This window comes from Dysgonomonas sp. 25, assembly GCF_010501075.1.
GTDB lineage: Bacteria > Bacteroidota > Bacteroidia > Bacteroidales > Dysgonomonadaceae > Dysgonomonas.
Genome location: NZ_QVMN01000005.1, coordinates 142,601 through 167,817, shown reverse-complemented (window position 1 = coordinate 167,817; position 25,217 = coordinate 142,601). Strand labels below are relative to the sequence as shown.

Sequence of the window (25,217 nt, the reverse complement as noted above, 5' to 3'; positions counted from 1 at the left end):
TATTGTATATTGTCGTTTTATTGAAAGTGTAAAAGTATGAAAATTCGGTCAAAACCCGTCGCCAATATCGTTATAATTGTTGTTTAGAGAGTTACAAGCTACTCGGTTTTCGCGGGGCAATATTTATTGCCCCCTACAATGTTATCAGCTATTTCTTCTTTGCTTTCCACGGTTTCAATACCGAAATCACCACCAGAAAGACAAGGGCGCTCCCTTGTGCAATACCCCCTATCAGCGAGATGCGTATGCCGTCTGTCACCTCGGCATTTGTCAGGGCAGCGTCACGCGTGGTGTCGGCAATGTAGAGGCTGTTATCCAGATGAGGGCTGAAATAGAAAGTGCCCAACAGGACGATAGTCAAGGAAATAATCCACTTGACAGTTATCCAGCGATGTTTGAAGAATCCCCAGTTCGTCCACACGCCATACACGATTGCCGTCAGCACGGTCAGCGTTGCCCCGGGTATCACCAGCACATCGTCTACTATACGACTAAGCCTCAACGCCGTGTATAATTCGTCGCCCGAGTAATAGGTCAGCGCACTGATAATCGCCAGCGTAGCCACGCCCACAACCCACATCATTACAAATATCAGATGAAAGATTTTCAATACTTTCATGCCGTCCGCCTTTAACTTTTTCATATCCTCAATAGATTCAGATTAATATGCATACCGGTCGCTATCATCATACTCTACAACTTCTTCTTCTTCGCCCGAATCACTGTTTTTCTCCTGCATTAAACCAAGCATCGAAAGGTCGAAGCAGATTTCGGGGCTGAGGTAACTCATCTGCACGCCCGTGTAGAGTTCGCTATCGGCCGTGTACCATTCGTTGCGCATATATAAGAACAGATGCTCGTCGAGGGCAAAAACTTTAATCCCTCCGAGAATCGTCCCCGGCACAGAGCCGATATAGTAGAGATTGTCCAAATCTTCGTCTACCGCCGCAAAGAACCATTTGTATGAGCCATAGCGGAAGGAGGAATCGATGGTATAGACTTGATATGTATTATCTCCAAAGGGTATTTTGTGCGCTACCACTTCGTCGCTGATAAAGGCGGCTGTGGCATCGTCTTTCATGTACTGGTCTATCAGCCGTTGGCGCAGCCAATCGAGCCGCTCTTGCGTTTCAGGAACTTCCTGCAAATCAGGTTGGCAGGCATATCTTTTCGCGCCTTCTATCGCCAGATAGAGGCGGCCGTCTTCGGCAACGCTATGTTCGTATATTTCTTTGTGGGGCGGAGCGGATGCTTTGAGCGTGGCAACAAAGCTGCAATCTTCTGCTCCCCGCGAATCGCAATCGGGGCTGAAAACAGTGAGCTCCGTTCCTCCGCGCAGGCTGCAATTCATTACCTTATCCTCTTTCACCTGATAGAGTACGGGCGTCGGCAGTTGATGGAATCGGGCGTCGTCGCCCAGCTTGTAATACTTATAGTCAGAAAATCCTTCTTTCTGCTCGTACTGCAATTTCATTATTCTCGATTTGGCATTGAATGAAAAGTCGTACCGGTTATCTCCTGCCAACTGCGAGATTTCTTTTGCATAGAGTGGCGTGTTGCCGGCATCGTAATTCATCCAGAACAGGCGCATATCCGAACTGTCGCTTTTGACATAGGAGACGATGCGCGAGTGTATTCCGGCTGTGTAGTTGACATTCATCCGCAGGACTGCATAACTGCCATCGGCAGGCGTTTTCATCATGTCAGTCTCCTCTTTGGCAGGTGCAAACGGGGTGGATTGGTCGAACAGGTCGTCTACCCGGTAATAGTTGCTGTACACATACTCTGCCAAGGTATCGGCTTTTTCGGTATATGCAGCCTGTGGCGCCGGCTCTTCGGTGTTTTCGGTGTTCTCGGTATTTTCGGGTGCTGCTTCGGTTGTTTCGGCCTTTTTGCTGTTACAGGCAGGCAGACACAGCAGGCAGCAGAGTGCGAAAAGGTATATTTTCATCATATATCGATAGTATTACGAGAAATTAACATATTGCAAATATACAAATCACAATCGGAAAAAAGCGCATCGGGAAAAGGATATTAAGGGGTGGCGAGATGTTAAGGTTACATTTTTTGCCGTTAAAAATATGATAAAAGAGAAAAAGATATTATTTTTGAGGAAAATTTGATTAGTACAGCGTATTATATTTATACAAAAACATAACCAAACTAATAAAAACTAAACTCAATGAAAAAATTACTTATGCTTGTGTTGTTTCTGACACCATGTTTAGTAGGATTCAATAGTTGTAGCGACGATGATGACGATAGCAAGCCCACTGGTTCATTAGCACATGAATGGAAAGGTGACTATAACGATCCGCTCGATCCGGGATACAGAGCATCGTTTAATCCGATAGAAGGCAAATGGGTACGCGACACCAACCCTTTCAAATGGATGATATGCAGAAGAGGCGAAGACGGTAAGCTATATATGGATTTCTATGCTAACCGTGGCGAAAACGGAGGCCTTACTCCTGAACGTACCAGCCGCTATGGTATCAACGATGAAGCGTATATGCTTTACGACGAAAAAGACAAACCCCTTTCTATCTGGTTGTACACTATCAGCGGAAATGTATTGACTGTACAATTGACAGACCAAACCCATGCAACTGATATATATACTTACACACGTCAATAAACCAAGCTATTAGGGCTAAGGAACAAAAAACCGGATATATATCCGGTTTTTTTTGTATCCTATAACTTCTCTTTTATAGTTTGTAAGCTACTCCCACATTCATAAAGAAGTTGGCATCCTGCTTGAATATCACAATATCTTTGGTTTTATATTTCTGCCTCAACGCCCCTTCGTAGCATTTGTTGAATCCCGCCTTGGCATTGAAAAGGATGTGCTTCGTCATAAAGTGCTCGTATTCCACATCGAGGCGCGCATCTATCCGGTTGTAGGTATAGTTGTGCGGGAAATTCTGCCTGTCCGACGGGTAGATATAAAACGTGTTGCTGTCGAGGGTGAATCCTCCCGAAAAGCGTCCGTTGCGCCCTATCACCTTGCGCATGTGGGCACGTTGCGGCAATACGGAATCGAACGTCCACCCCGATGCAAAGCGGTGTGTATAGGCAAAGATGGGGAAGAAGGGGAAGATAGACGAGCGTGCCGTGCTTCCGTACAGCCCGACCGACATGCTGGTGGTTTCGTTCTTTTTCAGCACCATGGTCGCCACCATCATCCCTGTCACAGTCTCGAATCCGTGCGAACCGTCGGCTACTATGCTGGCCACATATAGCATATGCTTGCCGAATAGTTTACCGTTCATCACGGCCGAAGCGCCCACGGCATATCCGTGCAGTTCTTCGCTATAATGGTGCGGAGGTGTAGGCACGCCGATATTCACGGTTTGCACTTTACCGAAATCGACTGCCTGATAGTTATATTTTCCCGAGAGGGAGAAAACGAAAGTCTTTTTTGCGATAATGGGCATCGTAGCGGCAGCATTGAAGCGCTGTATCGAATTGATACGCCCTTTTTCGTATTGCTTGTTTTCCTTATCCATTTTCATGCGATAGTCCGACGGGGAGAGGTATTCGTATTGTATGTCGAGGGCTTTGAAGCCATCGAACTTTTTGTCTAATAAGATATCGTCTTCCAGATGGCTACTTTGCGCCACTAATGCGGTCGAAGAGAGGGTGAATAGTATAGTCAGTATAGGAAAAACAAGTTGTTTCATACAGTATTCAGTGAGTTTTTAATTGTCAGACATAATTTATAAGCATGCTTACTAAACAACATAACGATGTTTAGGCAACTTTCTTATTGGCATCTGCAAAAATAAGTATATTTTGTTAAAAAAGTTACAAGTTACTTCGCCCTACGGGCAGTTACAAGTTACAAGAAAACAAAAATCAAGCCTTGTAACTCGTAACTTGTAACTTGTAACTATCATTAATATGTTAATAAAATGTTTGCGGGCGGAGGGTATTTATCTATAACGAAAAAGATTATGAACGAATACATGCAAACCCCACTTATCAGCGAAGAACTTTTCAAGCTCCATTCTCCTGTGACGCAATCGACCGATATAACCGATTTCGTGCCTTATATCTGCATCGCGCAGGAGTTGTATATCGAAACCGTCTTAGGGCAACCGCTTACTGCCGAATTGAAGGAGCAAATCGCCTCGGACACACTCACGCCTGCCAACAGCGACCTGATTGTGCGCATCGCTCCGGCACTCTCTTTCTATGCGGTCTATCAGGCATTGCCTTTCCACTGGGCAAGCATTGTGAATAAAGGGATTACCATTCGCGAGAGCGAGAACAGCAAAAGCGTAGACATCAAAGACATTGCTCAACTCCGCCGATGGATAAAGGATGACGCCGACACGCTACGCACGCAGTTGATTGATTTCCTCGGCAAATGCCGCGCCAATTACCCGTTGTGGCAACCGTCGGAGGGATGTGCAAAACATGCAGGCGAACAGGGTTCGGACGAGAAATCGTACGATAGCGGCTTCTATTTCGGAAAATAAAAAATACTTTCTTCATTTTCATATTTAGTTTGTGTTTATACAACGAAAGCGTATCGCCCGCGATGGGTAATACGCTTTATTTTCTTTAAGCATTTTTGCTTTTTTATTAAATTTCAGCAGCAATATTCTTTAATGTTCTTTTATTTTATACTGCCGCGCAACTGTCGTTGCTTGCCTTCGTTCATTTTTGCTTGACCAAAAACGAACCTGCAAATTGGCTAAGGCCGAAAGCTAAAGCTTTTCACGACTTAGCCGTCTACGACGACCCACAATCAGCTTGTTCGCTGAGCAAAAAACTCGCTGCGCTCAAACACGTTTTGCTCATATCGCTCACTGGCGCTGTGTGGGTGCCCCGTCTATCCGGCAATGTCGGAATCAGGGGAGCGCCATGCAATGAAAAAGAAATCTCCCGCCCCCAACTTCGCAGGCGGGGAACCCGACAGGCGATGTATGGCGTAAAATGAAATGCCAGAATGCGAAGCATTCCTTTATTTCATTTCGCCATTGAGCCTACGACGGGTCGCCGAGAAGTGTGGCGGAATGTGTTTTTGGTTCCTTTTGCGGCTTTGGGCAAAAGGAACGCAAGGAATCGCGAAAACGATTCCGCGCAGCCAAGACGCGAAAGAATAAGTATAAAATAAAAGAACATTTTTACTCTATTAATTATAGATAAATTTATCTATTTACCTTCCATCATCTATATTGATGTCATACGATTCATACGCAATTTCGCCCGGATTGATTGGGGTAAACGGTATTCTCCAGTTTTGTGTCTCCATATAAGTTGAGTCTAACGACGTGTAAGCTTCCCATTCTTTTACACACATCAGATAGCAACCGCTTTCCCCTTCGTTTTCGTCGATGTGCATATCGAAGAATTCCAACCGGCCGTTTATCGGGTTCTCTTCTTTCTGCATCGTCTTTTCATGGTCGCGCACGGTAAAAGAGATAAGCGCATCTTCTTCGTCAGGAAGTACATTGCTGCTTAGATAGCATCGCCCGAAGCGGACAGACGAGTTGTTGACACTGACAGTGGGGTAAGCTGTTTTGTTTTGATATACCGAGCATTGGAAGAAATGGATATTTTCCGAATCGCGCACCTTGATAGCATTATCCGAATTATTGAGGAAATAGGAGGATTCTATAACGGCATTCGTAACACTATCTAAGGCGATGCCTACAATACCCGACCCATCGAACGTGCAGTTGCGGATATGCAGGTTTTGACACTTGAAAGCCGAAAACACGCCTTCTTCGCAACCGCCCGGAGGGACATCGTGCGTCATATGCAGATTGCGCAGCGTGATGTTGCTGGAATAAGAAACGAAGAAAATAATATCACTTGTCTCATCACTGACAAGCCTTGTACTATACTCCTCCTCATATTCGCCTGCTCCCGATCTACCGATGATGGTAAGATTTTTTAGCCCATACAGCGAATCATAAAATTCGGAAATTTTGTATTGGTCATTCTTTTCACGCATTTTCGCCTCGATGGTGTCAGATGTCAGATTCAGTTCATCTACTTGAATAATAATGGTTCTGTCGCTGCCTATGGCCTCCACAAATTCTACTTCGTCGGTTACATATATAGTTTTCTCCTTTTCAGGCGTATTGTTTACTGTCATAAATTTGAGCGGAGCATACCACTTCCAACTCCAGTCTATCAGATAGAGAGGCGTATACTGCGAATCGTTGAAATCGATATATTGTTCGCCCTTGCCATATACATTCAGCCCGCCAAACTTTACAAGCCGGAAAAAGTTCTGTTCCGTATCGCACTCGAAGGTCATTTCTGCCCAGAAAGATTCCATTTTCTTTTTGCGGGCGGCTTCTTTCACCTCCTCATATTCGTCGCCATCGAAGTAATAATCGGTGTATTTGAGCGTAAGTGTATTATTCTTCGGGCTTTCCACCCCTACGAGGGTATAGGCATATTTTTCCTTGTCGCCATATCTTTTACTTGCTTCACTGATGGAGGGCAAAACGTCGTAAACCACCCTTGCATCATAGTCTTTCGTCTCCTTGTTCGAGAGCACATAGCCTACGCCATAAGCAGCATCTTCGTGCCATATATTATTGACGTATTCTCCCTTTTCTGCGTATTCGAAGACAAGCAGATAATCCGTGCGCCCGTCGTTGTTGAAATCCTGATAATACTCGGCAACTGCTCCGTATTTCCGTCCGCTGCGGTCTTCATCCACCCACCTATCTATCGCATCGACAATGTGTTTTTTCAGTTCGGCACGTACCTCATCCATTGTTTTGCCTTTCGGTTTGGGCGGGATGTATTGCACAGGTTCGTCGCTCTCCTTTTTCTTGCCCCCGCAGCCCGCTCCGGCTAAAAGGACAGCAAGGCACAACAGTGTTAAGTAGTAAAATGTCTTAGTCATCGAGGATTATTTCTTTTTCTTTTCGTCTATAACTTTTTTCAGCAATTCGGGGGCATCGGTCGTAATGAAATCGGCTCCCGCCTCTACAAAATGGCGCATATCAGCCTCATCGTTCACCGTCCAGATATTGACTTTCAGCCCTACCTCGCGTGCTTCGGTTATCCACTCGGGACGTTCTTTCATAGCGCCCCACGCATAGTCCAGCCCGTAGAATCCGGCAGCCTTCAACTCCTTGGGCGAAGGGGCATCCTTGTCCCAATGGAGGAAGAACACCTTATGCTTGTCATCCATAGCGATAAGCTCTTTGCAGACATCCATGCTGAAGGATATATATTCGGTGATGCCTTCCACACCGTATTGCTTTACCAGTTTATGCACTTCGCGTGCAGCCTCGCGGTTACGTTCAGCCCCCTGATGCCCCTTGATTTCGAGTATCAGTTTGGTGCCTTTCTGCTTCGAGGCTATTTCGAGGTATTCATCGAGCGTGGGGAGCGTTTCGCCATTCGGGAGTTTGAGGTCTTTCAGGTCGGCATAATCGGTCGTCTGGATGTTGATGCCCTGTATGTCGTGGTCGTGAAAAACAACGACACGGTTGTCTTTGGTCAGGTGTACATCAAATTCGCATCCGTAGAAACCGTGTGCGATAGCGAGTTCGAGCGCTTTGCGCGAATTCTGTGCCGAGCCTTCGGTGTCCCAATGCCCGCGATGGGCGATGATGTGCGGTAGTTGTTCTCCGCCTACGTTTACTTCTTTATTTTTACTATTCGACATAGCTGCGAAGAAAATGATGAATAGAATAATAATGAGTGCACCAATAGGATATTTTTTCATTTTGATAGATTTATAAATTCCGAAGAATTACAAAATTACTGTTTTTAAAATATTTTAAAAAGTATTTGCCGTATTATTTTCTTTTTTGTTAAAAAAGTAAGCGCTCCGCCTCCTGTTTTATCAATATTCAGAATACTAAAAACAAGAATATTATGACTAAGATTGAATTTGAAGGTAAAACGATTAATGTCCCCCAAAGCTGGGACGAAATCCTTTTCGGCGAGTACGAGAAATGGTACTTCCAACAACCCAAAACGCAAAGCGAACACATCGAGTTTATCGCGCAACTGTGCAAGGTAGACGAGGCTTGGCTGATGAGTGCCCCACCCCAGCTTTTCGAGAGCATTGCCGGCAGCCTCGGTTTTATGTTCGAAGACAGTATCGCCCCGTCGGAGAGCGTAAGCATTGCGGGCGAGAAGTATGCCGTTTCCTATGGCGACAAGCTGACGCTGGGCGAATGGGTGGACGTGGAAAACTGCTTCGAGGGGGAGCGCGAAAACCGCCTGTCGGAAGTGCTGGCTATCCTTTGCCGCCCTGTGGGTGAGAAATACAACCCCGACAATACAGAAGCGAGGAGCGCCGTCTTTCGCGGCTTGCCTTGCTCGCAAGTGCTTCCGCTGCTGGCTTTTTTTTTGCACAGAAATCAAAGCTTCTGCAAGATTTCGAACCTTTATTCAACAACCGTCACGCAAGCAAACCGGTTTGTCAGGGATATAGAGCATTTAGTGCAAAGTGGGGGTGGTACAAAACGATTGCCGATCTGGCAGAGGATAAAATATACCTTTTTGATGAAATCACTCAAAAAACGGTTGTCGAAGTTTTCGGATTCCTACTCTACCGCTCCGACAAGATGAGGGCGGAAGAGGATCAGGAGCGTTTCGAACGGCAAATACACCGTTAACAAACGAAAGCAGCCCGCAAAGTCAATCTTGCGGGCTGCTCTACTTATGAAAAGAGTATTTTTATTTTGTTGTCATTTCATTCACTACTTTCGCCACATCGATAGTTTTGGCAGCAGCAACGATCTTGTTTTGGTCGGCTTTGCTGAATTTACCTTTCAATGTCACTACTTTGTCTTTTACCATAACGTCTACGTCTTTGAACTTAGCTTCTTCGATAGCCATGATAACCGCAGCGCGCAATGTATCGTCTTCCGAAAGAACAGGAGCAGGTTCTACTACCTGTACGTCGTTGTATACTCTTTTCACTCCGTCCAGTTCGGCAACTTTCGTTTCCAGTTCGGTTTTGATAGCTTCAGACTCTACTGTTCCGGTGATAGTAACAATTCCGTTACGCACGGTACAGTCTGTACTTGGAGCTGTCATCAGCAATACTTGTTTGGCATTTCCTTGTACTTCGGCATCAGTAGGGCCACAAGACGAGAATGTAAATGCTGCAAGAATCACGGTAAGGCAAATTAATAGGTACTTTTTCATAATCTTCAATATTTAATGGTTTAAATTTTACGTAACAAGTGTATCACACTTCGAATATAATATATTTTTTATCAATTTCATTATGTTTTCTCTATTTTTTTTAACAAAAAAGGAATTGCTTTTGTTCGCTCCGATAGAGAAAGATTTTAAAATTTTGCTTTTATCAGGCGCAGAAAAATGCGGATAGTCGGTTTCAGCGATTTCCGTTCCTTGCGGTTCGCTTTGCGGTAGAGGAAAGCGACACATTTCAGCACGACGTCGCTGCCGCCTATCTGCCCTATCTCGGCCAATGCTTTTTTCAGCGGAAAGGCAATCAATGCCTTGCGGGCGCTGCTATATAGCGAACGGGCTACGTTGCGCGAGAGGTAGGCAAGGCGCTTATCTTCGTCCACGCCGTTGGCTTCCATAAAACGGTACAGCGCCTCGAAGTAGCGGATGTTATTCCCTATCGAGCGATAGCTGTATGCTTTACCCGTGTTGGTGGTGTGGAATATGTGGTGATACAAATATCCGTCCGCGACAGCCAGCTCTGAGGCGGCGTGATAGGCTTCGAGGAAGAAGATACTGTCTTCGGAGCAAAGCGTCCGCGTATCGTGGAAGGTGATATTGTTCTTTTTCAGCAAATCGGCGCTGAAAATATGATTCCAGAGGACACACGACACCTTGTCGCCGCTGACGTACTCGTAGAGCCAGTCGCGCGCTCCTACCGCCGATGAGGCTTCGGGATAGCGGTATTGTTCTATGTTGCCGCCCGCCTGCTGCGTATAGACGCAATAGAAGTTGCACCGTGCGATATCGGCATGGTCGCGCTCTGCCTGTCCGTATAGCCATTCGTACATTTGCGGTTCGGCATAGTCGTCCGAATCGTGGAAGCCGATATATTCGCCCTGTGCTATCGCCAGTCCTCGGTTGCGGCTGAAACCGATATGCAGCTTTTCGGTATTGTGCAATACGTTGATGCGGCTGTCGGCAGCGGCAAAACGTTCGGCTACCCGGTCGCTGCCGTCGGTGGGGCAATCGAGGATAATGATGATTTCTATCTCCTTCAGTGTCTGATTGACGAGCGAATCGAGGCATTTCTCGAAATGCTTGCCCGGATTATAGACGGGGATGATAACGCTTATTTTCGGTCGGCTCATAGTGGAATCAAAAATACAATTTCTTTTTCTGCTTTGAAAGAATTTACTATACCTTTACGGCTATTGAAGCTATCGGCACATGAAAAAAACGGCTTTTCTATTCTTTTTATTATCTCTTTTTACAATCCCACCTCTGTGGGGGCAGAAGAGTTTTTCCTTCAGACTTAATTTTACCCTGACGGATAAGGAAGGTACGAAGATAACCCCCGAAGATTTTTGGAGTGGAAAGGTACGGCTGCAGGCATCAGGTTTTCACAGAAAAAAGTTCGTGTATAATGACGAAACCGGATATTTCAGATACTCCGAATCATCGCTGCATCCTTATGCCCAACTCAATTTCATCACCGATGCGGATACCACGATTATTGTTTTGTCCGAAATGACGTTTCATATCGAGGATATACCCCTTTCGGGGGACTGGTATATCTTCTCCAGCTATTTCGACCGCAAAGGCAACGATATAGCCTACGACTACGAAATAAATGCTTACACGCTTCGGCAGCCCCTGCGATTGTGTTTTATTATACCTCGACGAAAAAGGAGAGTTGTATTTCCCTATTAAATAAGCACAATAAATGCTATAAATCCGTTAATATAGAAGTCGCTGAAAGCTTGCATTTTGCCATTATATAAATTTAGTTTATCTTTGCTGCTTGACAGAAGGGTATTATCTAATAGAGCATAGAGTAAGATATGACAGCTAAACAAGTAATAATATTATTGATATTTGGAGGGTTATTTTTCGCGGGACAAGCTCATTCCCAGATAACGGTGGGGAGTGACCATAAACCAAATAAAGGAAGTTTACTCGACCTGAAAGAAAATGCAAGTTCGGACGCAAATGCAACCAAAGGATTCGGGCTTCCAAGAGTTAAATTAACGGATCTGAAACCGACCACTCCGGCAACATTGTCCGCCTCCATTGGAGCGAGCGGCAACTGGGGACTGAGCGACCATATAGGGCTATTGGTATACAACAGCTTCGAAGATCATTGTACCAATCCTGACATTTCACAAGGGCTATACGTCTGGGACGGAGAAGAATGGCAGCCTTTAGGCGGAAACTCCGAAGTCCATATTTTCACAGACCCACGCGATGGCGAGACATACACTTATCGCAAATTCGGCGACGCAGGCATCTGGATGACACAGCACCTGAGAGCAATTGTCTTCCCCGACGGAACACCTTTGGATGTACATGACGAAGCGATCTCGAACCCTACTAAAGCCATGTATGGATACTCGGATGCTACCAGTCCCAATTGGGATGTGAAACCTGCTTCGTGGAAAAAGGGATATGGTGTATGTTACAACTATCCGGCCTATACAAATTATTATGCGGGTGCGTCAAACTCTGAGCAAACCACCACAAGCAGCGAACCGGGAGCGAATGAAGTTGAAAAAGACGCAACGCTTCCTGACACTGACTACCGGGGACGTCATATCGTGCAGGGAATCTGCCCCGATGGCTGGCATCTGCCGAGCGACAGGGAATGGAACGAGCTGGAAAAAGAAATATATCAAAACGCAGCCCAATACAGTACATACACTGCCGCCGAAGTTTCGGCATGGAATACTGCACTTCCCTGGGATCCGAACTGGGAAATTCAGCCCAGCGCAGTGAGACCGGCTTCTACTGTGACAGCAGCTCACGGAGCAGCAATGAAATCGATCTGCCCTGTCGACGGAGGAACCCCGAACGGCAAAAGCCTGTCAGCAAAAAATGGAGGTTTTGATCTACCGCTCGTAGGTTACATATATGGATCAAACGGTAAAGCATCGCGAAAAAGCGCTGCCTATTTAGCATCTGCCTCTCAGACATCAAGTAACACCATAAGAGCCAGAGATATGAAAAGTGCGACAGTAGGTGTTAGCAGAAGTGTTCTGAGCAAAAGTATTCTCATGCCGGTACGCTGCAAAAAGAACGACCTGAATCTATAATTCCCGGCGAAGCGGCATATCTGAATTATAACGTTTTTTTTACTTGTGCAAATAGCGATATAGAGGGCGAATGTTTATTCGCCCCTACATATGCATGCGGTATGGTAAGTGGATTTCGATGCGCTTGTTCTAATTTGTAACTCATCATTCATAACTCGCAACTATTTTCTTGTAACTTGTAACTTGTAACTCGTAACTATTCATTACCTTTGTGGGAGAATTTAGAAATATCAGTAACAAAAGTTTTTAATGAGCTTTTTTGAGCCATAATGAACTTTAACTGTTATACTTACAAAGTAATAAATAGGTCTGCGACCTTAATCTGTTGATAAACGTATGATTTCTTTCTTCCAAACCGCATCCAAAGACATTATTGCCGTACAAACAAACGCGCCTTTGAGCGCCGAAAGTATCGAACGACTTACTTGGGCTTTCAGTGGAGCCGGACTGCTTGAGACCGAAACCGTTTCAGGCTTTTTTGTTGGTCCGCGCCGCGAAATGATTACCCCGTGGAGTACCAATGCCGTAGAAATAGCCCAGAATATGGGTGTGGAAGGCATTGTACGCATCGAGGAGTTTTTTGCCGCTTCGGGCAAAGATGCCGACCACGACCCCATGCTACAACGCGTATACGACGGGCTAAGCCAGGAGATCTTCACCATCGACCACCAACCCGAGCCGATACTCGAAATAGCCGATATAGCTGCCTACAACGTGCAGGAAGGATTGGCATTGAGCGAAGACGAAATAGAATACCTCAACAATGTGAGCGAGCGCCTCGGACGCAAACTGACCGACAGCGAAGTTTTCGGATTCTCGCAGGTCAACTCCGAACACTGCCGCCACAAAATATTCAACGGGACATACATCATCGACGGCGAAGAGAAGGAAAGTTCACTCTTCAAACTCATCAAGAAAACATCGCAGGTCAACCCGAACAAATTGATTTCGGCTTACAAAGACAATGTAGCCTTCAACATCGGGCCCGAAATAGAACAATTCGCTCCGGCAGAAGCCGACAAACCGAGCTACTTCGAGACGAAGAAAATAAAATCCGTGCTTTCGCTGAAAGCCGAAACGCATAACTTCCCCACCACCGTAGAGCCGTTCAACGGGGCTGCAACAGGTTCGGGGGGAGAAATCCGCGACCGTCTGGGCGGAGGAAAGGCATCGCTTCCGATTGCCGGAACAGCCGTTTATATGACCGCCTATCCGCGCACCAAAAAAGGACGTGCATGGGAGCAGGCAATGGCCGAGCGCGACTGGCTATACCAGACGCCGGAAGAAATCCTCATCAAAGCATCTAACGGAGCATCGGACTTCGGAAACAAATACGGGCAGCCGCTTATCTGCGGTTCGCTACTGACATTCGAACATCAGGAAAACCAGAAGAAATTCGCCTTCGACAAAGTCATCATGCTTGCCGGAGGGGTGGGATTTGCCAACAAACGCGATGCGCTGAAAGGCACACCCGAAGCCGGCGAAAAAGTCGTACTCTTAGGAGGCGACAACTACCGCATCGGTATGGGTGGAGGAGCTGTTTCTTCGGTCGATACAGGACAATATTCGAGCGGTATCGAACTGAACGCCGTACAACGTGCCAATCCCGAAATGCAAAAACGCGCCGCCAACGTTATCCGTGCCCTTGCCGAATCGGATGACAACCCGATTGTGTCTATCCACGACCACGGTGCAGGCGGACACCTCAACTGTTTGTCCGAATTGGTTGAGGCGACGGGAGGCGTTATCGACGTAGACAAACTGCCTGTGGGAGACCCTACCCTATCGGCCAAGGAAATCGTAGGAAACGAAAGTCAGGAGCGCATGGGCTTGCTCGTTCCCGAATCGGCTACCGAACGTATCCGACGCATTGCCGACCGCGAACGCTCGCCGATGTATGTGGTAGGTGAAACGACCACCGATTCCAAACTTGTTTTCCGCAAAGAAAATGGCGAAAAGCCTATCGACCTGAAACTGGAAGATTTCTTCGGAAAAGCGCCGAAAACCATCATCAAAGACGAAACACAGGATGATACTTATCAGAATCCTGAATATAGCATAGAGCATCTCGAAACCTATCTGAAAGATGTGCTTCAACTCGAAGCTGTGGCCTGTAAAGACTGGCTCACCAACAAGGTCGACCGTTCGGTGACAGGTAAGGTAGCCCGCCAGCAAACGCAGGGAGAAATACAGCTACCACTCAGCGACTTGGGTGCAGTTGCCCTCGACTATCACGGGCGCACGGGTATCGCCACGTCTATCGGACACGCTCCGCAAGCGGCGATGGTCGATCCGGCTGCCGGTTCGGTATTGTCGATTGCCGAAGCGTTGACAAACATCGTTTTTGCTCCGTTCGAAGAAGGATTGAAGAGTATCTCGCTCAGCGCCAACTGGATGTGGCCTTGCAAGAATCCGGGCGAAGATTCGCGTCTCTACCGTGCCGTTGAGGCTTGTTCGGACTTTGCCTGCGCCTTGGGAATCAACATCCCTACGGGTAAAGATTCGCTTTCGATGACGCAGAAATACGGTCAGGATAAAGTTTATTCGCCGGGAACGGTTATTATTTCAGCCGCCGGAGAGGTGAAAAACATCCGCAAGATTGTATCGCCTACACTGGCTTATATCAAAGGTACTTACCTCTATTATATCGACTTCTCGTTCGACACCTTCAAATTGGGCGGTTCGGCATTCGCACAGACACTCAACGCATTAGGCGAAGAAGTGCCGACGGTGACCGATCCCGAATATTTCAAGAATGCTTTTATAGCCGTACAGGAACTGATAGACAGGGGATTAATCCTCGCCGGACACGATATTTCGGCAGGAGGGATGATTACCGCCATGCTCGAAATGTGTTTCTCGAATCCGCAAGGTGGATTGGAAGCGCGTTTGGATAAGTTGCACCATTCAGACCTGATGAAGATATTGTTCGCCGAAAATCCGGGTATCCTCATTCAGGTGAAACACCATCATCTGGTAGAGAAGATTCTGGACGATTACGGCGTAGGCTTTGCCATTGTTGCGCGCCCTATCGAAGAGCGCAAACTGATTATACAAAAAGATACGTTCCGCGAAGAATTTGATATAGACGCCCTGCGCGATGTATGGTTCGAATCGTCATACCTGCTCGACCGCAAACAAAGCGGCGAGAAGCTGGCGAAAGACCGCTTCGACAACTATAAAAAACAACCGCTTCAATTCCAGTTCAAGCCGGAATTCAACGGTAAATTCTCCTCCTTGGGCATCGACCCCGAGCGCAAAGAAAAGTCGGGCATCCGTGCCGCGATTATCCGCGAAAAGGGAACGAACGGCGAGCGCGAAATGGCTTATACACTGCACCTTGCAGGCTTCGACGTGAAAGATGTACACATGACCGACCTGGCTTCGGGACGCGAAACACTGGAAGATGTGAACTTTATCGTCTTCTGTGGCGGGTTCTCCAACTCGGACGTACTGGGTTCGGCCAAAGGCTGGGCGGGTAGCTTTATGTACAACGAACGGGCTAAGGAATCGCTCCGCCGCTTCTACGAGCGCGACGATACGTTGAGTTTGGGAGTGTGTAACGGTTGCCAGCTGGTGATGGAGCTCGGCCTGATTTATCCGCACCGTACGCTGAAACCGGTGATGTTGCACAACGATTCGCACAAATTTGAATCGACCTACCTGAGCTTGGTTATTCCGCAAAATAACTCGGTGATGTTCAGCTCGTTGTCGGGCAGCAAATTAGGAGTTTGGGTAGCTCACGGCGAAGGAAAATTCGCTTTGCCCGAAGGCGAAGACAAATACAACATCGTAGCCAAATATGTATACGACGAGTATCCGGGCAACCCGAACGGTTCGGATTTCAGTACGGCAGCTGTGGTGTCGGACAATGGCCGCCACTTAGCCATCATGCCGCACCCCGAACGTGCTATCTTCCCTTGGCAGAATGCGTATTATCCGTTCGAGCATCGCCGCGATGATGTATCGCCTTGGATGGAAGCTTTTGTCAATGCCCGCGAATGGGTGAAGAAACAGTCAAACAAGTAGCCACCCCCTCCAAACCTCCCCCAAAGGAGGAGGCTCGATAGAGAAATAAAATAAAGAAAATCCTCTGCCTACCGAAAGACAGAGGATTTTTATTTTGATATAGTTTCGGAGAATTTAGAAACCTTTTATATCCGAGAATGCCGCACTCCAATCGGGATCAGCCTGATAAGCACTCAAAGAGGTGGCAGGTACGTAAAGGACGTCATTCGCTGCAGTGAAATTATCTCTTTTAAGAGATGGAGGAGCCGTTGCCATCACAGTTACTTTTGTTAGTTTAGAGCAATCTTTAAAGGCTTCTACATTTATATAGTTCACATTCGCAGGAATAGTAATCTCTGTCAAACCGGTACAGCCCATAAAAGCTTGGATTCGTATCGTTTCCAAAGCATCAGGAAGTGTAATACTTGTTAGTTTAGAGCAGTCATAAAAAGCACCTAACCATATTATTGTTACTTCATCCGGAACTACATAACTTCCAGCTTTTCCAGCTGGACACTCCAGTAAAGAATACTTACTTTTAGAAAGAAGTACACCATCTACAGAAGTATAAGCACTGACTCCACCCGACTGAACATCTATAGACTGCAAATTGGTACAACCAATAAAGAAATCGTTCACCCCGGGCATAAGACTCGAATCAAATATATCTTTATCGAATGTTACCTGTGTCAAACTGGTACAACCCGCAAAAGCTTCATGTCCCATATATTCGAGAGCAGGAAGCGTAAAATTATTCAAGGAGGTACAACCGGCAAAGGCTGATTCATGTATTCCTAATAAAGAAGAAGGAAATGTAACATCTTCTAAGTCTGTACAATCAGTAAAGGCATATTCGCCTATATCTGTCATCCCTTCTGGAAATACGATGCTGGTCAAGCCACAGCCAGCAAAAGCTGACGTATGGATGCTATCTACCGATTGAGCGATAGCCATCTCTGTGATGTTTGTATAATTCTTAAAAGCTCCCTTGCCAATGGAGGCTACGCCATCTTCGGCAACAACTTTCTTGATAGAACTGCGATATGCATCCCACGGAGCGGTTGTAGTTTCATAGCTCGGCATTTTGCCTTCGCCACTGATAGTCAATACGCCGTCGCTCATCAATATCCATGTGAGCGGGCCGGCCGATCCGTTGGCGATTTCTGTTGGAGGTGGTGGCGTATCGTCGTCGTCGCTGCCGCACGAGAAGAGGGTTAAGGTACTGATGCCTATAACGGCACATAAAAAAGCTGCTTTCCTGAATATGGAAGAGATGTTAAGGGTCATTGTTTTTTTCAAGTTCATAATTTGTGTAACTTTAAGTTATAAATTGCTTTAATCTTTTGGACGCCTATTGAGTGGGGCGAATTTATTTTAAGGCTCAAATATAAGATTTTTTCTATACATAGAATTACTTTTTTTAACAAATATATAATCCACACTCCCTAAATGTCGTCTATCAGGAAGTGAAAGAAAAACCAAGAAGCCACAAGAAACTATTCTACTTGCTCAACGCTTCTTTCAGGCGGCTTACAGCCTCTTTTATCGACGGCGATTCTTTCAGCAAGGTGATGAATTTGCTGCCGATAATGGCTCCGCTCGAATTGGCTTGGGCGGCTTCTAAGGTGGCTTTGTTCGAGATGCCAAAGCCGATAAGGCGCGGATTGCGGAGGTTCATGCCGTTGATTTTGCGGAAATAGGCTCGCTTCTGTTCGTCAAAATCCTTCTGTGCACCTGTTGTCGCCGCCGAAGAAACCATATAGATGAAGCCGTCGGTATGTTCGTCGATGAGGCGGATACGCTCTTCCGAAGTTTCGGGCGTGATGAGCATAATAATCTTGATGTCATATTTCTCGGCAATGGCTTTGTACTCCTCCATATAATCCTTGAAAGGCAAATCGGGGATGATAATCCCGTCTATGCCAACCGTTTGGCAGTCGCGGCAAAACTTATCGAACCCGTATTGCATCATCGGGTTGAGGTAGCCCATCATTATCAGCGGGATGTTGACCGTCCGGCGTATATCTTTCAGCTGATCGAACAGGATTTTGAGCGTCATACCGTTGTTCAGGGCGATTGTCCCGCTCTCCTGAATGGTAGGTCCGTCGGCCATCGGGTCGGAGAAAGGAATGCCGACTTCTATCAGGTCGATGCCGTTGGCTTCCAAGTCTTTGATTACTTCGCATGTATCGTTCAGATGCGGAAATCCCGCCGTGAAATAGATAGAAAGTATATTTTTCGGTTTGCGGGTGAATAGTTCGTTTATCCTGTTCATTGTTTCAATGCTTTTATAAATTGTTCAAGTAATCTGATATCTTTTAATCCCGGTTCTACTTCGAATCGGCTGTTGAGGTCTACGCCGTAGAATTTAGGGTGCTTTATGGCACGGATGGCCGCCGCATCATCCACGGATATACCTCCGCTCAGCAGGAAAGGGGTACGTCCCGTGTAACGGTCGAGCAGCGTCCAGTCGAATTGCTGGCCGGAGCCTCCCCGTTGAGGGGTTTTGGTATCGAATAGGAAATAGCCGAAAAGCCCTTCGTAGGCGGTTGTCTGTTCCAGATCGGCGGCTTCGGCTATGCTGAATGCCTTGATGACGGGGAGGGTTTTGTTCAGCTCGCGGCAGAAATCGGGCGATTCGTCGCCATGCAACTGCACCATGTCGAGCATATAGCTATCCACCGCCTGAAGGATGGTCATGAGGCTTTCGTCCACGAACACCCCTACCCTGTCTATTCCCTGTTCGGTAGTTGCTTTGCCGATAGCCTGACGGTTACTTTTCGAAATATTCCCTACATATCGCGGCGATTTCTCATAGAAAATCAGCCCCATCATATCGATAGGCAATTCCGCCAGTTCTTCTATATTGTCGGGCTCTCTCATCCCGCAGACTTTTATTCTCATATCAATTGCGTTATAAACTCCTTCAATGCCTGCCCCGGATCGGCGGTTTTCATAAAATTCTCGCCCATCAGGAAACCTCGGAATCCTGCCTGACGCAAGTCTTTCACTGTCTGCGGATCGGATATGCCGCTTTCGGAGATTTTGAGGAATTCGGCGGGTATCTTGTCGCCCAAATCGAACGAAACCTGCACATCGGTAACGAATGTGCCCAAGTTGCGGTTGTTGATGCCTACTACATCTACGTACTCATTGATGTGCCCCAATTCCTGCTCGTTATGTATTTCGAGCAGCACTTCCAGCCCAAGGCTTTGCGCTTCGGATGCCAGCCGCTTGGTTTCTTCGACAGACAGTGCCGATGCAATCAAGAGAATGACGCTCGCTTCGGACAACCGTGCCTGATAGAGTTGGTACTCGTCCACGACAAAGTCTTTCCGCAACAGAGGGGTATCAGTCAGTTCGCGCGCCTGCGCCAAATCGGTCAGGCTGCCGCCGAAAAAGTCTATATCCGTCAGCACGGAGATAGCCGCCGCCCCGTTCTGCGAATAGAGGGGGATAACATCTTCTACTTTGGCATCCTTGAAAATCCAGTCGCGCGAGGGCGATCGACGCTTAAACTCGGCGATGATACCTGTAGGCGATGTTGCCAGCGCCTCCCGGAAAGAGCGGATGGTAGCATCTGTGAAGCTTTGCTCCATCTGCGCGATAGAGATAAGCGATTTTTCCTGCTCTATCTCTTTCTTCTTGTTGGCTATTATCTTGTCTAAAATATTTTCCATATTGACATTTTATGCATTAATCGGCATATTTCTCGAAAGCCGATAAGTCTTTAATCAGCATTTCCGTTATTTCGGAAAAATTATATCCTTGTAGTTTTGCCCACACCTGTGCCCGTTGCAGAGCCATTATACCAGCTTCTTTCAGGGATTTATCCACATAACCCGTTATTTTTATCTGCCCGAAGGCCGAAGCATACGTTATCATATCGCTCTGTGTGAGGTTCATTTCGTCCGTTTCAATCAGTCCTTTTACAGTCTCCTCATCCAGTTTGCCGGGAGCGATATATGTCATACCCCAGATATTTTCAATCAGGTATTGCGGGAAACCTGCAAAATTTACTTTACTCTTTTTACGGACGGCTTCTACAAGTTCGTATAGCGTGTCGTTCCCCTCATCACTTCCAAATGGCGCTTCTTCATCTCCACAATTATAATATAGTTCATCTGTGAAATATTCGCGGAAATTCGGGTGCGATGTCAACAGATGCAAGCCGATTTCTTCATCGTCGAAATAAAGGTGTTTGTCGAAGTCAAAATCCGGAGCTTCTTTGTAACCTTTCTTTTGTTTTTGAGCAATCATCTTTACCGCTTCTTTCAAGCATAATTCTTCACTATCGAATTCCTTGATTTGATATTTTCCTGCTGTGCCGGTTTTTCCGTAATTAACAACAAAATCTGTTCCTCCACATTCTATCCACCAGAATTTGTCTGATTTATCGTCCTTGAATGTAAATGCTCTTTTTGCCATAATAATTAGTTTTTAGTGTATGTAAATAAAATGCCTAATCCTTCTTAAACACTTTGATTTGTGAAGATAGCAAAATTATACAAATACCGAACAGCGCGATAAAGGCATACGAATAGCGCAGGTTGGTGAGATGCGAAATGTAGCCGATAAGCGGCGGTCCCATCAGGAAGCCGGTGAAGCTGATGCTGGACACGATGGTGAGTGCCATGCCGGTGGAGATTTTCGTCTTTTTGCCGGCCACGCTATACACGGTGGGTACGATGCTGCATGTGCCGAAACCGATAATCATAAAGGCTATCAGCGTGGTGACGACATGAGGCAAGGCAACGGCAAGAAGCAAGCCTGCCGAAATCAACAGTCCGCCTGCCTGTACAACGCGTTTCTGCCCGAAGCGGGACGATGCTTTGTCGGCAAAGAAACGCCCTGTAGCCATCGTTATCATATAGGCTGTCAGTCCCAGAGGCGCCAAATGCGCGGGAACGCCTACGATGTCCTGCAAATACAACCCGCTCCAGTCGGACATAGCTCCTTCGGCAGCCATCCCGCAAAAGGCGACTATGCCGAGCAGAAAGAGAAATTTTTCGGGTTTGTTCTTCTTACGGGCAGCTCTTTCTTCGGGTGATTTCTGCACTTTTACATCTTCCTGCAAATATTTGAGGTTGACGATGAGGTTGGTGACCACCAATGCGGCTACTACGCAGAAGTGCATGAAAGGATTCACTTCGAGCGACGACATCAGCAGCCCGATGGACGCTCCCGTCAAGCCTGCGGCACTCCATCCGCCGTGGAAGGATGCCATAATGGGTTTGTCGTACATACGTTCTACGTTGACCGCCTGCGTGTTGACCGATATATTGCAGAAGTTGCCGAAGAACCCGAAAACTATCAGGCTCATTATAAGGGCATATTCGCTACTTGCCAGCCCCACGAGGAGCAGGGTGGCGGCATAGCCTATATTGGCAATGGGGAGTATACGCTTGCTGCCGATGCGCGAAACGAGTAAGCCCGAAAGGCTCATCCCGCATATCTGTCCCACGGGAATCATCAGCAGGATAGTGCCCCATGCGGCATCGTCCATGCCCAGCGAGTTTTTAATATCGGGGATGCGGCTCGCCCAGCTGGAAAAGCATAATCCCTGCATAAAGTAGAACGCAAACACGGCGTAGCGTATGCGTTTCAACGAAGAAGTTATTGGTGCGATGGTCATTTCTTTTCTGTTTTCTATTTTTTAAGCCGTACAAGATACGTTTTATTGCGACCAGCCTCTATTATAAAATATTTCCCGAGATTATAGATTCTCAACGAATAACTTTCTTCTCTTTTTTCCTCACTTCCAGATACTTTGAACGAAATAAGCGTCTGTCCGGCTTTTAGGTCGAAATAGTAATCGACATCCCAATATTCCGGTTGATGATAAGTAGTACCTCTTGAATTCCAGTTTCCTATACGGTACTCACGTATTGACCGGTAATATCTTGTCTGCTTCTTATAGCTGTACTTCAATGCAAGCCTTTCCTTCTCTAATAATTTATAAAGGGGTGATTTGTAGGAGTTTTTTACTTCTTTTCCGCAAGATGCCATATACCACGATCCGTTGTAGTGCATAAGTCTTTCTTTTTCTTTATTCGCATTTCTATCGGTGGGAATCAATACAATATCAGACTGATCATATATCTCATCTCCTGTTTTGCCTGTGCTGCCGATATATTCTACCCGGTGCAGTGCCGTATCTCCGGTGAGCGGCCAATCGGAATAATAATAGTCTGTTTCGGCTTTTCTTATTACCGGTGGGACAAAATGTACAGTAGTAACCAATTTCAGGTCATCCTCGTGATCGCCGCCTTCCTCATTTTCGGTATCATTAGCCGTTACATCTTCCTCTTCGGGCTCTTCATTCGGCGGGGCGATATAGCCCATCAGCGAAGTGCCGTAAAAGTGCAAATCATTACTCTTATAAATCCCCGTAACGTTTCCGCTGGTATTGATTTTGTAGAAATAACTGATGCTATCATGCGAAGGGATGTTCAATATCAATGTGCTGTCGGGCAAGAGATAGGCTGACGAGCAATACCTGTTTATGATCGTAATACTAAAAGCATCCGAGCTTTCGGTCTCATACAGATATTGGTACGACTGATATTTCAAAGGAATTTCTTCTTTCGCCAACTCCTTGTTTATCTTGGCTTCGCGCCTTTTTTTCGGACCGGAAGAAAAATAATCGACTGCATATATAACAACTCCGACAAATACAAGGAATCCCACAAGCAACGCGATAAGAAAAGTTTTTATGCAGCCGGACATTTTTTTCTTTCGGGGCTTGGGTGCAGGCGGCAATGTATTGTTTGTTGGGACTGTATTCATACTACAAAATTAGCTATTTAAAGCCAGAAAACGGGCAAAGGTTTCTTTTAATTTTCCGCTCTCTATCACCTTGCGCGCCTCTGCTATGCAGTCCGTCAGCGGCTTGGCGTGGTCGATGGTATTGATAGCGATGGCAGCGTTGATGACGACCGCATTTTTCTGGGCTTCGGTTGCCCTGTTGTAGATGACATCGCTGAAAATGCGCGAAGCATCTTCGGCTGTTTCGCCCCCCGACAGTTCGTCCTGTGCGCACCGGCGAAAGCCTAACTGTTCGGGTGTATAGATGCGCTCTCCCTGCGGGCTTACGACCTTGAAGGCGTCGGTAAGCGATACCTCGTCGTATCCGTCGATGCTGTGCACGATGGAGTAATCGACATCGGTCAACTGATAGGTATAGAAATACATACGCGCCATTTTCAGGTTGAATACGCCCAGAACGGTACGCTTGGGGCGGATGGGGTTGACGACAGGCCCCAGCATATTGAAGAACGTGCGCACGCCCAATGCTTTGCGGACGGGGGCGACGGCCTTCATGGCGCTGTTGAACATAGGTGCATGGAGGAAGGCGATATTGGCTTCGGCTAATGATTTTTCCAGTTTGCCTACATCGTTCGTGAATTTTACGCCTTGCTGCTCCATTACGGTAGACGCACCACTGACGGAGGATGCGCCGTAGTTGCCATGTTTGGCGACTTTATATCCTGCCGCCGCCACCACGAAGCATGCCAGCGTGGAGATGTTGAACGTATTTTTATTGTCTCCTCCCGTGCCCACAATATCAATCGGATTGTAGGCTGCGAGGGGCGTCACATCGGCTCGCAGTTCGAGCAGGGCATCGGCAAATCCCCAGAATTCCTCGATAGTGATACTGCGCATAAGGAATACGGTCATAAAGGCGGCTATCTGCGATTCGTTATACTCGCCTGCCGACATCTTGGTCAGTATTTCCCTCGCCTCGTCGCGGGTGAGGTACTGGTGCTCGAATAGTCTATTTAATATATGTTTCATACTTTTTTTACGGACATACAATTTCGATGAATATATCTTTTTTGTTTATTTTCTTCTCTTTCAGATAGTAGGTATCGCCCGAGCGGATAAAGTGGGCATTGACGGCTTTTAGCTTTTTCGGGTTTATGCCTTTGTCGATGAGCTGGTTTTTATATAACAGATGGTAGCCGTCGGTGGTGTAGTAGGTATTTCGGCCGAGGTCATCTTTTATAGTTTCATACTCGTCCGATTCTTTTTCTTTTGAATAATCATTTTGCAACAGATTTGTAAAAACAAATAAAGAGCCATCGTTGTAATTGCCGTTCTCTCCCTTGTAATTTATACGCGTGTACCAACAATGAGGGGTAAAGATATATATATGGTGCGCTGATATGTAAACATTATCCGCTACGTATTTTAGCGGCTCATTGTATCGTAAACCTGTAGCAGACATATTCTTTTGTTCATCGCAGAGAAAAAGATAGTCATTTTTTTCGTAGAGAAAGGGTGCGATATACTCATATCCTTCTATTTTGTCCTGCCCTCCTTGCAATCGGTCGGTTTGCTCTTCGGCGTATTCAAAGGCATTGTCTCTGTTTTCTCTTAATCGGAATAAAAGTTCATGGTCGAAGTTTTTATCTACGAAGAAGTTTTCATTTCCGACAACTATCAGTTTCCGTTTATCATAATCGATATTCTCGAAAGGGACAAAAGGTGTTTTTTTCGCCATATTACCCGAATGGACTGGATATGATACAAAACGTCCGATCTCTTTCCTCCTCAAATCAAATTTATAAGTGTTGATGTAGAAAGCTTCATCATCATCTTCCCGCATCCGATGCTCGGGGTAGGAAGCATAAAACTCTATAGAGTTTATATCCCTAAAGTCGAAAACCACCGTTATAGGCTGGCTTTTTACATCAGCAACATTTAGTTCTATATCTTTTAATGTCACATAATCAAATCTTAATACATTATCGGTCGGTGAGGGAGACTGAATAGTAAATTTACCATCTATGTCGGTATATACTTTCGTTTCTTCATCCATTTTATGATAAACAGCAACTCCAATTAAAGGCTCTCCCATTTCGTCCACAACAGTACCTTCTATTGTTATCGTCTCCTGCTGCGAAAATGCGGGCAAACTGCAAAGCAAAAGCAGTGCGAGCAAAGCATTTTTGAATGTAAGGATGTGTTTCATCGAAA

The 25,217-nt window shown here is 46.3% G+C and carries 22 protein-coding genes; 6 read left to right on the top strand and 16 right to left on the bottom strand.

Going from position 1 to position 25,217, the window contains the following annotated elements:
• Nucleotides 1-148: 148 nt before the first annotated feature.
• Nucleotides 149-643, bottom strand: a complete 495-nt coding sequence (locus tag D0T66_RS09800; protein ID WP_163357105.1) for a hypothetical protein — start codon at nucleotides 641-643, stop codon at nucleotides 149-151.
• Between the two features lie 18 nt (nucleotides 644-661).
• Nucleotides 662-1,954 carry a hypothetical protein gene (locus D0T66_RS09795; RefSeq protein ID WP_163357104.1) on the bottom strand — a complete coding sequence of 431 codons (1,293 nt, stop codon included), beginning with the start codon at nucleotides 1,952-1,954 and terminating at the stop codon, nucleotides 662-664.
• A gap of 228 nt (nucleotides 1,955-2,182) precedes the next feature.
• Between D0T66_RS09795 and D0T66_RS09790 the strand changes: the two genes are divergently transcribed.
• Nucleotides 2,183-2,638: a hypothetical protein gene (locus D0T66_RS09790; RefSeq protein WP_163357103.1), complete on the top strand. Its 456-nt coding sequence runs from the start codon at nucleotides 2,183-2,185 to the stop codon at nucleotides 2,636-2,638.
• A gap of 73 nt (nucleotides 2,639-2,711) precedes the next feature.
• On the opposite strand, the gene D0T66_RS09785 is transcribed toward D0T66_RS09790, so the two are convergent.
• Nucleotides 2,712-3,686, bottom strand: a complete 975-nt coding sequence (locus D0T66_RS09785) for a hypothetical protein (protein WP_163357102.1) — start codon at nucleotides 3,684-3,686, stop codon at nucleotides 2,712-2,714.
• A gap of 273 nt (nucleotides 3,687-3,959) precedes the next feature.
• Here D0T66_RS09785 and D0T66_RS09780 point away from each other — a divergent pair, with 273 nt between their 5' ends.
• The gene (locus tag D0T66_RS09780; RefSeq protein WP_163357101.1) at nucleotides 3,960-4,487 is read left to right on the top strand and encodes a DUF6712 family protein; all 528 of its coding nucleotides are present in this window, start codon (nucleotides 3,960-3,962) and stop codon (nucleotides 4,485-4,487) included.
• 683 nt (nucleotides 4,488-5,170) lie between these two features.
• Here the strand turns inward: D0T66_RS09780 and D0T66_RS09775 are convergent.
• Nucleotides 5,171-6,880, bottom strand: coding sequence for a right-handed parallel beta-helix repeat-containing protein (locus D0T66_RS09775; protein WP_163357100.1), 1,710 nt, complete (start codon nucleotides 6,878-6,880; stop codon nucleotides 5,171-5,173).
• A 6-nt stretch (nucleotides 6,881-6,886) separates the two neighbouring features.
• Complete coding sequence (locus D0T66_RS09770) at nucleotides 6,887-7,711, bottom strand: glycerophosphodiester phosphodiesterase family protein (RefSeq protein WP_163357099.1); 825 nt, start codon at nucleotides 7,709-7,711, stop codon at nucleotides 6,887-6,889.
• 152 nt (nucleotides 7,712-7,863) lie between these two features.
• Here D0T66_RS09770 and D0T66_RS09765 point away from each other — a divergent pair, with 152 nt between their 5' ends.
• Complete coding sequence (locus tag D0T66_RS09765) at nucleotides 7,864-8,565, top strand: hypothetical protein (protein ID WP_163357098.1); 702 nt, start codon at nucleotides 7,864-7,866, stop codon at nucleotides 8,563-8,565.
• Nucleotides 8,566-8,673: 108 nt separating this feature from the next.
• Here D0T66_RS09765 and D0T66_RS09760 read toward each other — a convergent pair whose 3' ends face one another.
• Nucleotides 8,674-9,147: a BON domain-containing protein gene (locus tag D0T66_RS09760; RefSeq protein WP_163357097.1), complete on the bottom strand. Its 474-nt coding sequence runs from the start codon at nucleotides 9,145-9,147 to the stop codon at nucleotides 8,674-8,676.
• A gap of 146 nt (nucleotides 9,148-9,293) precedes the next feature.
• Nucleotides 9,294-10,286 carry a glycosyltransferase gene (locus tag D0T66_RS09755; RefSeq protein ID WP_163357096.1) on the bottom strand — a complete coding sequence of 331 codons (993 nt, stop codon included), beginning with the start codon at nucleotides 10,284-10,286 and terminating at the stop codon, nucleotides 9,294-9,296.
• A 79-nt stretch (nucleotides 10,287-10,365) separates the two neighbouring features.
• On the opposite strand from D0T66_RS09755, the gene D0T66_RS09750 reads away from it, so the two are divergent.
• The 3 genes from D0T66_RS09750 (at nucleotide 10,366) to purL (ending at nucleotide 16,256) form a co-directional block, all read left to right on the top strand.
• Nucleotides 10,366-10,848: a hypothetical protein gene (locus tag D0T66_RS09750; protein WP_163357095.1), complete on the top strand. Its 483-nt coding sequence runs from the start codon at nucleotides 10,366-10,368 to the stop codon at nucleotides 10,846-10,848.
• Between the two features lie 131 nt (nucleotides 10,849-10,979).
• A complete protein-coding gene (locus D0T66_RS09745; protein ID WP_163357094.1) occupies nucleotides 10,980-12,227 on the top strand; it encodes an FISUMP domain-containing protein in 1,248 nt (415 codons plus the stop codon).
• A 336-nt stretch (nucleotides 12,228-12,563) separates the two neighbouring features.
• Nucleotides 12,564-16,256, top strand: coding sequence for a phosphoribosylformylglycinamidine synthase (gene purL, locus D0T66_RS09740; RefSeq protein WP_163357093.1), 3,693 nt, complete (start codon nucleotides 12,564-12,566; stop codon nucleotides 16,254-16,256).
• A gap of 114 nt (nucleotides 16,257-16,370) precedes the next feature.
• Here purL and D0T66_RS09735 read toward each other — a convergent pair whose 3' ends face one another.
• From D0T66_RS09735 to D0T66_RS09695, 9 genes are all read right to left on the bottom strand, one after another.
• Complete coding sequence (locus tag D0T66_RS09735) at nucleotides 16,371-17,540, bottom strand: leucine-rich repeat domain-containing protein (protein WP_163357092.1); 1,170 nt, start codon at nucleotides 17,538-17,540, stop codon at nucleotides 16,371-16,373.
• 196 nt (nucleotides 17,541-17,736) lie between these two features.
• A complete protein-coding gene (gene trpA, locus D0T66_RS09730; protein WP_163357091.1) occupies nucleotides 17,737-18,510 on the bottom strand; it encodes a tryptophan synthase subunit alpha in 774 nt (257 codons plus the stop codon).
• Entirely contained in the window at nucleotides 18,507-19,139 is a 633-nt protein-coding gene (locus tag D0T66_RS09725) for a phosphoribosylanthranilate isomerase (protein WP_163357090.1), read from the bottom strand. The genes trpA and D0T66_RS09725 overlap by 4 nt, the downstream gene beginning before the upstream one ends.
• The gene (gene trpC, locus D0T66_RS09720) at nucleotides 19,136-19,915 is read right to left on the bottom strand and encodes an indole-3-glycerol phosphate synthase TrpC (protein ID WP_163357089.1); all 780 of its coding nucleotides are present in this window, start codon (nucleotides 19,913-19,915) and stop codon (nucleotides 19,136-19,138) included. Before trpC ends, D0T66_RS09725 begins: the two co-directional genes overlap by 4 nt.
• A gap of 16 nt (nucleotides 19,916-19,931) precedes the next feature.
• Entirely contained in the window at nucleotides 19,932-20,663 is a 732-nt protein-coding gene (locus D0T66_RS09715) for a WGR domain-containing protein (RefSeq protein ID WP_163357088.1), read from the bottom strand.
• A gap of 34 nt (nucleotides 20,664-20,697) precedes the next feature.
• Nucleotides 20,698-21,870, bottom strand: a complete 1,173-nt coding sequence (locus D0T66_RS09710; protein WP_163357087.1) for an MFS transporter — start codon at nucleotides 21,868-21,870, stop codon at nucleotides 20,698-20,700.
• A gap of 14 nt (nucleotides 21,871-21,884) precedes the next feature.
• On the bottom strand, nucleotides 21,885-23,024 hold the full coding sequence (locus tag D0T66_RS09705; protein WP_163357086.1) for a hypothetical protein: 1,140 nt from the start codon (nucleotides 23,022-23,024) through the stop codon (nucleotides 21,885-21,887).
• 9 nt (nucleotides 23,025-23,033) lie between these two features.
• Complete coding sequence (gene trpD / locus D0T66_RS09700) at nucleotides 23,034-24,032, bottom strand: anthranilate phosphoribosyltransferase (RefSeq protein ID WP_163357085.1); 999 nt, start codon at nucleotides 24,030-24,032, stop codon at nucleotides 23,034-23,036.
• Nucleotides 24,033-24,039: 7 nt separating this feature from the next.
• Nucleotides 24,040-25,212: a carboxypeptidase-like regulatory domain-containing protein gene (locus tag D0T66_RS09695; protein ID WP_163357084.1), complete on the bottom strand. Its 1,173-nt coding sequence runs from the start codon at nucleotides 25,210-25,212 to the stop codon at nucleotides 24,040-24,042.
• Between the last annotated feature and the right edge of the window lie 5 nt (nucleotides 25,213-25,217).